At 72.8% G+C, this 8,392-nt stretch carries 8 protein-coding genes; 3 read left to right on the top strand and 5 right to left on the bottom strand.

Annotation, left to right across the window (positions count from 1 at the left end):
- Together QCZ28_RS32805 and QCZ28_RS32800 are read right to left on the bottom strand one after the other, a co-directional pair.
- Positions 1-666: SGNH/GDSL hydrolase family protein (locus QCZ28_RS32805; RefSeq protein WP_279520253.1), on the bottom strand; the 666-nt coding region annotated here is incomplete at its 3' end.
- A 39-nt stretch (positions 667-705) separates the two neighbouring features.
- Positions 706-894, bottom strand: coding sequence for a hypothetical protein (locus tag QCZ28_RS32800; protein WP_279520252.1), 189 nt, complete (start codon positions 892-894; stop codon positions 706-708).
- Between the two features lie 280 nt (positions 895-1,174).
- On the opposite strand from QCZ28_RS32800, the gene QCZ28_RS32795 reads away from it, so the two are divergent.
- The gene (locus QCZ28_RS32795; protein WP_279520251.1) at positions 1,175-1,756 is read left to right on the top strand and encodes a hypothetical protein; all 582 of its coding nucleotides are present in this window, start codon (positions 1,175-1,177) and stop codon (positions 1,754-1,756) included.
- 19 nt (positions 1,757-1,775) lie between these two features.
- On the opposite strand, the gene QCZ28_RS32790 is transcribed toward QCZ28_RS32795, so the two are convergent.
- Genes QCZ28_RS32790 through QCZ28_RS32780 form a run of 3 tightly spaced genes read right to left on the bottom strand, consistent with a single transcriptional unit; the run spans position 1,776 to position 5,520 of the window.
- A complete protein-coding gene (locus tag QCZ28_RS32790; RefSeq protein WP_279520250.1) occupies positions 1,776-2,699 on the bottom strand; it encodes an aminoglycoside phosphotransferase family protein in 924 nt (307 codons plus the stop codon).
- A 41-nt stretch (positions 2,700-2,740) separates the two neighbouring features.
- Positions 2,741-3,964: an MFS transporter gene (locus QCZ28_RS32785; protein WP_279520249.1), complete on the bottom strand. Its 1,224-nt coding sequence runs from the start codon at positions 3,962-3,964 to the stop codon at positions 2,741-2,743.
- Positions 3,961-5,520 (bottom strand): AMP-binding protein, encoded by a 1,560-nt coding sequence (locus tag QCZ28_RS32780; protein WP_279520248.1) that lies wholly within the window; start codon positions 5,518-5,520, stop codon positions 3,961-3,963. Before QCZ28_RS32780 ends, QCZ28_RS32785 begins: the two co-directional genes overlap by 4 nt.
- Positions 5,521-5,834: 314 nt before the next feature.
- Here QCZ28_RS32780 and QCZ28_RS32775 point away from each other — a divergent pair, with 314 nt between their 5' ends.
- The gene (locus QCZ28_RS32775) at positions 5,835-7,112 is read left to right on the top strand and encodes an SGNH/GDSL hydrolase family protein (RefSeq protein ID WP_279520259.1); all 1,278 of its coding nucleotides are present in this window, start codon (positions 5,835-5,837) and stop codon (positions 7,110-7,112) included.
- Between the two features lie 66 nt (positions 7,113-7,178).
- A complete protein-coding gene (locus QCZ28_RS32770) occupies positions 7,179-8,390 on the top strand; it encodes a cytochrome P450 (protein ID WP_279520247.1) in 1,212 nt (403 codons plus the stop codon).
- Positions 8,391-8,392 lie beyond the last annotated feature (2 nt).

Here is an 8,392-nt window from a genome sequence, read left to right as displayed (position 1 = left end):
GGGGAGGGAGAGGGTGCGGAGGGTTTCCGCTGTTGCTATGGCGTCGCTGCGGGCGCTGCCGTGGCGGCCGTCGGTGCTGTAGAGGGTGGGGTCGGCGGTCAGGGGATGGTCGGTCAGGTGCACGTGGACCGTGCCGAGGCGCTCGGCCAGGACGGCCGTGTGGGCGGAGAGGCGGCGCATTCGTTCCCCCAGGCCGGCCCGGAGGTGCTCGGGCACCGCCGGGCTGTGCGAGACGTCGAACATGCCCACCGTGATCACGTCGGCGCCCACGTCGCGCAACGCGGTGATCATCGCGGTCAGCTCGGCGTCCACCGCCGCCGCGTCGTACGCCGGGTGGAAGGCGTCGTTGCCCCCGCAGACGACCAGGGCCAGATCCGGTGCGAAGGCCAACGCCGGGGCGAGCTGGGTGGCCCGCACCTGGTGCGCGCGCAACCCCCGTCGACCCAGATTCCGGTACGCCAACTCGGGGCGCACGGCGGTCAGCTCGGCGGCGACCCGGTCGACCCACTGCACGTCCGGGTAGCCCGGGGTCGGCTCACACATGCCCTCCACGACGCTGTCGCCGAGCGCCACGAACCGCCGCCACGGGTGCCCGTGCAGCAGTTCGGCGGCCTCCCCGGGGCGCAGACAGTACGGGTCCGTCGATTCGGTGAGCGTCGATGGCATGCCGGCACGCTAACCGACCGTCGGGCGGCCCGGCCACGCTCAGCCGGTCAGGGTGACCTCGGCCAGGTAGACACACGTCCGTCCCTCGTGCGACGAGTAGTAACTCACCCACAGCAGGTCGTCGTGCCAGACCAGGCCGGGGTAGCTGGTGTCGCCGCCGGAGGGCAGCGCGATCAGCTCGGTCAACTCGCCCCGGTCCGGGTCGACGACACAGATCGCGGTACGCACCGCGCCGTCGTGCCAGGCCGCCCGCCACACCCAGCACCCACCGGGGTCGGATCGCCCCAGGCGTGCCCGTCGACGGAGAGCCAGGTCACCATCTGGATTGTCCTGGCGGCCTCGCCGGTGGTGGCCGCCGCGAGCAGTTGCAGCCGCCCCTCCCCTGTCGGATCGGCGTCGTTGGCGGCGTGCTGTCGACGAGGTGGGGTCAGCTGGTGGTGCCGACCGCGCACGATGGTCGGTGGGCCGGCCGTCCGTGGGGTGATGGCGGGACCCTCTGCGCGGGGAGGTGGAGGCCATCGAGTCGTTTCTCCAGTCGGTCGCCGCGAAGCTGGTCGAGGAGATCGTCAAACGGCTGGTCGAGTGGCTGTCGCCGAAGGTGCTGCGGTCGGTGCCGCACCAGGCGTCGCCGAACTGCCCCCGGTGCGGCGGGTACGGCGTCCGCCGGTGGGCCCCCGCCGGCATGGTGCTGTTCGTGCCGTCACTGCTCCTCTTCGCCTGGGGTTTCGGTTTCACACTGCTCGGTGTGCCGGTGGTGGTGCTCACCGTGGTCGCCGTGCTGGTGTCGGACGGCGTCGGCGGGTTGCTGCCCGGCCTGTTCGCGGTGCTGGGCCTGCTGGTCCCCGGCACACTGATGATCGCTGGCGCGTTCGGCCTGGCGCACTACCACAGCTACCCGCCGAAGTGGTGCGCCCGCTGCCACGGCCGGTGGCCGCGCCGGGAGCGGGACGAGTACCTGCGGGCGTCGGCCCCGGTGCTGACGTGCGGCTGCGGTCAGCGACTACGGGTGCCCCGGACGTCCGCGGGGGTGCGGGTGCGCTGCCCCCGCTGCCGTACCGAACACGCCACCCCGACCCCGGCCGGCCGCTGACCGGCCCAACCGTACGGGTTCAGCGGGCCATGCTCCGCTCGGCGAGGAGTTCGCCGAGCACGTGCGCGGCCCGCTCGGCCTTGGTCGGGTCGTGATCGTCCAGGGTGATCAGCGCCTTCCAGAGCGCCCAGCCCCGTCCGCGCGCCCAGGTGCCGTCGTCCAGACCGAGCGCCGCCCGGAAGGCGGCCCGGCTGGGGCCGCGCAGCAGGGTCCAGGCGATCACGGTGTCGCAGGCCGGGTCGCCCACACCGGAGCAGCCGAAGTCGATGACCGCGGCGAGCCGGCCGTCGCGGACCAGCAGGTTGCCCTCCGCGACGTCGCCGTGGAACCAGAGCGCCGGGCCGGTCCAGGTGGCGTCGAGGGCGGCCTGCCAGATGCCGGTGACGACGTCGACGGGCAACCTGTCGCGGTGCGCCTCGATCGCCGCCCGGGTCTCGGCGTCGTACGTGGACAGCGGGCCGCCCCGCCAGGCGCTGTGCGGGCCGGCCTGCGGGCCGTCGGTGGCGTCGATGCGACGCAGGGCGCGCAGGAAGCCGGCGAGGTCGGTGGCGAACCGGGTCAGGTCGTCGATCCGCTCAGCTGCGGCGGTCTGCCCGTCGATCCACCGGTAGACCGACCACGGGTACGGGTAACCGGCCCCGGGCCGGCCCTGGGCCAGCGGAACGGGGATCCGCACCGGTAGCTGTGGCCCGAGCACCGGCAGCCAGCGCTGTTCCTTGTCGACCTGGAGGGCGTACCCCGCGCCGCTGGGCAGCCGCACGGTCATCTCCGCGCCCAGGTGGAAGGTGCGGTTGTCCCAACCGTCGACAGCGACAGGGCGGACCGGAAGCGACGCCCACCGGGGGAACTGCTCGGCCACCAGTCGGCGGACCAGCGCCACGTCGATCCGGTCGGTCACGGCGGCGTCGGTCACCGGGACGCCGGGTGTCGGTTGGGTGTTCATCAGCCCGAGCCTGCGGCAGCCGGCCGGCCTCCGCAACGGGTTTACCGGGTGGCGACGGGGGCGGGCCGCGCCGGGGTTTCCGGGCCGGACGCCCTGTTCACCAGCGGGTACGCGGTGATCACGAGGCACGCCGCCGCCATGGTCAGCAGGGCCGGGGTGAGCCCCAGAGCGTCCACCGACCAGCCGCCGAGCAACGCGCCGACCGGCAACCCGACGAACGCCAACGAGCCCGCGATGCCGATCACCCGGGTCTGCAACTCCGGCGGCACCCGCTCGTAGAGGGCCACCCCGAGCAGCGGGTTGACCGCCGCGATGCCGATCCCGGACAGGAACGTCACCACCAGCACGACCGGCAGTTCGTCGCTGATCGCGAGCGCCACCAGCCGGGGTGTGCCGGCGACCAGCGCGCCGATCAGGAACGTCAGCCGTCGCGGCAGCCGGGGCCCGAGCGCGGTGAACGCCAGGTTGCCCAGCAGCGCGCCCGCCGAGAACGCCGCCAGCACCAGGCCGAGACCACCCGGGCCGGGCAGCTCCCGGGCGACCCAGACCGGGATGTAGACGGCCACGCTGGCGTTGGCCACCATGTTCAGCGCCGAGATGACGGCGAGCATGCCCAGCAGGGGGCGGTCCCGACCCAGGTAGCGGAAACCGCCCCGCAGGGCGCGCAGATAGCTCTCCGGCTCGGCGGGTTGCGCCGGGGCGGCCGGCGGGCGGACCAGCACGCCGATGAGCAGCGCGCACACGCCGAAGCTGGCCGCGTCGATGAGGATCGCCTCGGTCACCCCGAACGCGGCGATCAGCAGGCCACCCACCGCGGCGCCGAACAGGGTCACCACCCGACTGAGCCCGTCGTACGCGGAGGTCAGCCGGATCAGCGGCACCCCGGCGGCCTCCGCGACCGGCCGGAACATCACGTGTTTCACCCGGTCCCCGATGCCCCGCAGCGCGCCGGCCACGGCGACGAGCGCCACCAGCGGGGCGAAGCCCAACCACGGGGTCAGCGCGACGACGACCATCGCCACCGCGCTGCCCGCGTCGCAGAGGATCGAGGTACGACGCAGGCCGATCCGGTCCGCCCAGGGCGTGCCCAACGCGCTGGACAGCAGGTACGGCAGGGTCTCGGCGAACGCGACCAGGCCCATCTTCGTGGGGCTGCCGGTGGTGACCAGCACCAGCCACGGGATGGTCACCACCGAGATGCGGGTGCCCAGGTTGGAGATCAGGTCGGCGCTGACCAGGACGACCAGTTGCCGGCGGGGGGTCACGCCCCGACCGCCGCCGCCCGACGGGCCGCGTGCCGGGCGCGCAGCGTCCGCTTGTCCACCTTCATCGACCGGTTCACCGGCAACCGGTCGACGAACTCCACGGCGGTCGGTGCCCACATCTTGTTGAGTTCGGTGGTCACCAGGTCGATCAGCTCCGCCCCGGTGACCGTCGCGCCCGGCCCGGGCACCACGTACGCGTACGGCACCTCGCCGACCGTCTCGTCCGGTACGCCGATCACGGCGGCGGCGCGGACCTGCGGGTGCCCGACCAGCACGTCCTCGATGGGACGGCAGAAGATGGCCCAGTTCCGCCGATGCGTGACGATCATGTCGTGCGCCCGGTCGACCAGGTAGAGGTAGCCGTCGTCGTCGAGGTGGCCGATGTCGCGGGTCCGCACCCACCCGTCGACGAGCGTCTGCGCGGTCAGCTCCGGCTGCCCGTGGTAACCGGCGAAGCTCAGTCGGGTCCGCACCCACACCTCGCCGTCGCGGCCCGTCGGCAGCACCACCCCGTCGTCGTCGCGGATCTCGATGCGCACGTCGCCGTAGGGCCGCCCGCAGGAGCGCAGCCGCTCCGGGTGGTCCGGGTCGTCGGTCAACCCGGGCAGCGCGGTGATCACGACCGCCTCGCTGAGGCCGTACACGATGCGCAGCACCGGGCCGAAGCGCGCGATGGCCTGGCGCAGCCGGGCGGGCGCGGCGGGCCCGGCGCCCACGTTGAACATGAACATGGCGGAGAAGTCCGCGCCGACCAGCGCCGGGTGGTCCAGCACCTCGTAGAGCATCGGTGGGGTGACGAAGGTCGAGTTGATCCGCTCCCGCTGCACGGTGTCCACGAAGGCCACCGGGTTCCAGTCGTCACGCAGGAACAGCACCCCGCCGGTGAACAGGTTGAACAGGGTGGTGATCTGGCCGCTGGCCAGCCACATCGGCGAGTGCGACAGGTGCCGCAGCAGCGGGAACCCGGCGGCGCGGAAGTCGGCGGCCAGGGTGAGGATCTGGGCGTAGAAGCTCTCCCGGTGGTGCACGAGCTTGGGACTTCCGGTGGTGCCGCTGGTCTGCAGGAACGACTCGGGTGCCGGCACTGACGCCGGCAGTTCCGTCGCGTCGGCGTCGGCGGTGAGGTCGGGTCCGGCGCCGCCCGCGCCCAGGCAGCACACCGGTGTGCCGGGCAGCGCGGCGGCCAGTTCCGGGCCCAGGCTGGCCCGGTCCCGGGCGTCGTAGACCAGGGCGTCGGGGCGGGCCAACCTGATGAACTCGTCGACCTCCCGGCGCGCGGTCACCGGGGCGACCCACATCGTCCGGCAGCCGAGCAGGTGCAGGGCGAGTTGGAGCAGCGGACCCTCCACCGCGTTCGCGACGGTCACCAGCACCGCCGACCCGGGCCGTACACCGTGCCGGGTCAACGTCGCGGCCATCGCCCGGACCCGGGCGGCAGCTTCGGTGTAGGTGAGTCGCCGATCGGCGCCGACCAGCGCCTCCCGATCGCCGAAGCCGGCGAAGAGATCCAACACAGTGTGTACGTACGTCGTGGTGTGCTCGGGTCCGTCAGTCATCCGGCAGCCCCCATCCGAGAAAGCGGCGGTCCCCGGGCAGCTCCCGGTGACGACGCGACGGTGGCGCGCTTGGGCGACCGCACCGCCGCCGCCTGGAAGCCTAGGCCGGAAACGACTGGTCGGAACCGTGCCGAGTGGGCGGTCCGGGCGTCCCGCCGGACATTTGATCGCGTCGATCAGGTTGATTGACGCCCGTCAACGGCGGCGGCTAGGTTTCTGGACCATCGTCCAGGCGGGCGCCGTCAGCGGACGGCCCTGGGCTGCCACACGATGGAGGTTCCATGGCAACGGCAACCCCGAAGAGATGGCCTGTCATCGCCGCCGCGGCCGCGCTGTTGGTCGCCGGCGCACCCGCCGTCGTCGCCAGCGCCGGCCCGTCCGGCACCACCGCCAGCCGACCCGACCGCGCCGAGTGGGCGGGCAGTTGGGCCACCGCCGTCACCCGGGGCAACTCGGTCGGGTTGACCAACACCGGCCTCAACAACCAGAGCGTCCGGATGATCGTGCACGTGTCGGTGGGCGGCCCGGCGCTGCGGGTCCGGCTGAGCAACCTCTACGGCGAGCAGGCGGTCCAGGTCGGCCGCGCCACCGTCGCCCGGCCGAACACCGCGACCCCCGACGACCTCTCCGACATCGACGCGGCGTCGGTGCGGCCGCTGACCTTCACCGGCGCCACCACGGCGACCATGAACCGCGGCGCGGAACTGCTCAGCGACCCGTTGCCCTTCCCGGTCGCCGACGACAGCGACCTGGTGCTCACCGTGCACTTCCCGACGCCGACCGGCCCGACCACCTTCCACGGGCAGTCCCAGCAGGCCAACTTCATCGGCGCCGGCGACCTGACCGGGGCGGCCGAGGGCACCGGGTTCACCACCCGTCCCACCTGCTGCTGGTTCTTCCTCTCCGGCGTCGACGTGCAACGCAAGGGCAGCCCCGGCGCGCTCGTCGTGCTCAGCGACTCCATCGGTGACGGCAACGGCAGCACCGTCAACGCCAACCGGCGCTGGCCCGACCTGCTCGCCGACCGGCTGGTGGCGGACCGGCCGGACAAGCGCACCCCGGGCGTGCTCAACCTGAGCCTGGCCGGCAACCGGCTCAACCACGAGGGCACCGAGCCGGGTGACGGCGACTACCCGGGCTACTACCAGCTCGGCCCGAACGCGGCGGCCCGGCTCAACGAGGACGTCTTCGGCCAGACCGGGGTGCGGACCGTCGTCACCCACCTGGGCATCAACGACATCTGGATGTCGAACGACTCACCCGAGGCGATCATCGCCACCCTGCGCCAGATCAACCAGCAACTCCAGCAGCGCGGGCTGACCAGCCTGGTGGCCACGCTGACGCCGTACGAGGGGCACGGCGCGCCGGGCGTGTGGACGCCGCAGAAGGAGGCCACCCGGCAGGCGGTGAACGCGTACCTGCGCGGCAGCCGGGAGTTCGACGGGCTGCTCGACTTCGACCGGGTGCTGCGTGACCCGGCCCGGCCCAGCCGGTTGCTGGCCGCGTACGACTCGGGGGACCACATCCACCCGAACGACGCCGGCAACCAGGCACTGGCCAACGCGGTGCCGCTGCGGCTGCTCGACCTGTGACACCGGCCGGGGGCGGCGGGTGATCCCCGCCGCCCCGGCCATCGACATCCTGGGGAGGAGTTGGCCGTGGACGTGGCGGAGATACTGACCGGCCTGTACAGCGAACAGGGCAGACAGGACCCGTACCCGTGGTACGCGCAGCTGCACCGGCTCGGCCCGATCAGCGCGGTGCCGCCGCGCGCCGAGCACCGCACGGTGGCCGCGGTGGCCGTCGGCTACGACCTCGTCGACGAGTTGCTGCGTGATCCGCAGTGGGCGAAACAGCCGCCGCCGGGCTGGGAGGAACAGGAGATCCTGCGCACCTTCCAGACCTCGATGATGTTCGTCAACCCGCCCGATCACACCCGGATGCGGCACGTCTTCTCCCGCACCTTCACGCCGCGCCGGCTCGGCGCGCTGGAACCGGTGATCCTGCGGGTGGTCGACGAGCTGCTGGACCGGATGGCGGACGCCGGGCCGGGCGTCGTCGACTTCGTGGCCGACTTCGCGTACCCGATCCCGGCCCTGGTGATGGCCGAGTTCATCGGCATCCCGGCCGCGGAGTTGCCGTGGTACCGCGAGCGGGTGGAGTGGATCGACGAGTTCCTGGACGTGGCGGGCAAGACCCCGCAGCGGCTGGCGGCGGCCAACGCCGCCGCGTTGGAGTTGCGGGCCTTCTACCGGGAGCTGCTCGCACACCGCCGCCGGGCGCCCGGGGACGACCTGCTCAGCGGGTTGGTCGAGGCGCTCGACTCCGGGGAGGTGGAGCTGACCGAGGACGAGTTGATCAGCAACCTGATCGTGCTGTTCAACGCCAGCTTCGTCACCACCGTCTACATGTTCAGCAACGGGCTGCCGTTGCTGCTGGCGCAGCCGCAGACGGTCGCGGCGCTGCCCAGCGACGCCACAGTGGCGCAGGGCTGCGTCGACGAGATGTTGCGGTTGGCGAGCCCGGTGCACTTCCTGGCCCGCGCCGCGCCGGCCGACACCGTGCTGCACGGCGTGCCGGTCGCCACCGACGACAACGTGCTGATCATGATCGGGGCGGCCAACCGGGACCCGGCCCGCTTCCCGGCCCCGGACGCCTTCGACCCGACCCGTCCCGGCCCCCCGTCGCTGGCCTTCGGTGTCGGCCTGCACTTCTGCCTGGGCGCGGCGGTGTCGCGGTTGGAGGGTCGCCTCGCGCTGCCCCGGCTGTTCGCCCGGTTCCCCGCGCTGACCGTCACCGAGACGCCGACGTACAGCGGCAGCCTGTTCCTGCGTGGTATCGACAAGCTGCTGGTCAGCACCGGCGGATAGGA

The sequence above is a fragment of the Micromonospora sp. DH14 genome, from assembly GCF_029809455.1.
Classification (GTDB): domain Bacteria; phylum Actinomycetota; class Actinomycetes; order Mycobacteriales; family Micromonosporaceae; genus Micromonospora; species Micromonospora parva.
The sequence above is the reverse complement of the archived record's forward strand: the minus strand, read 5'-3'. Positions and strand labels throughout refer to the sequence as shown.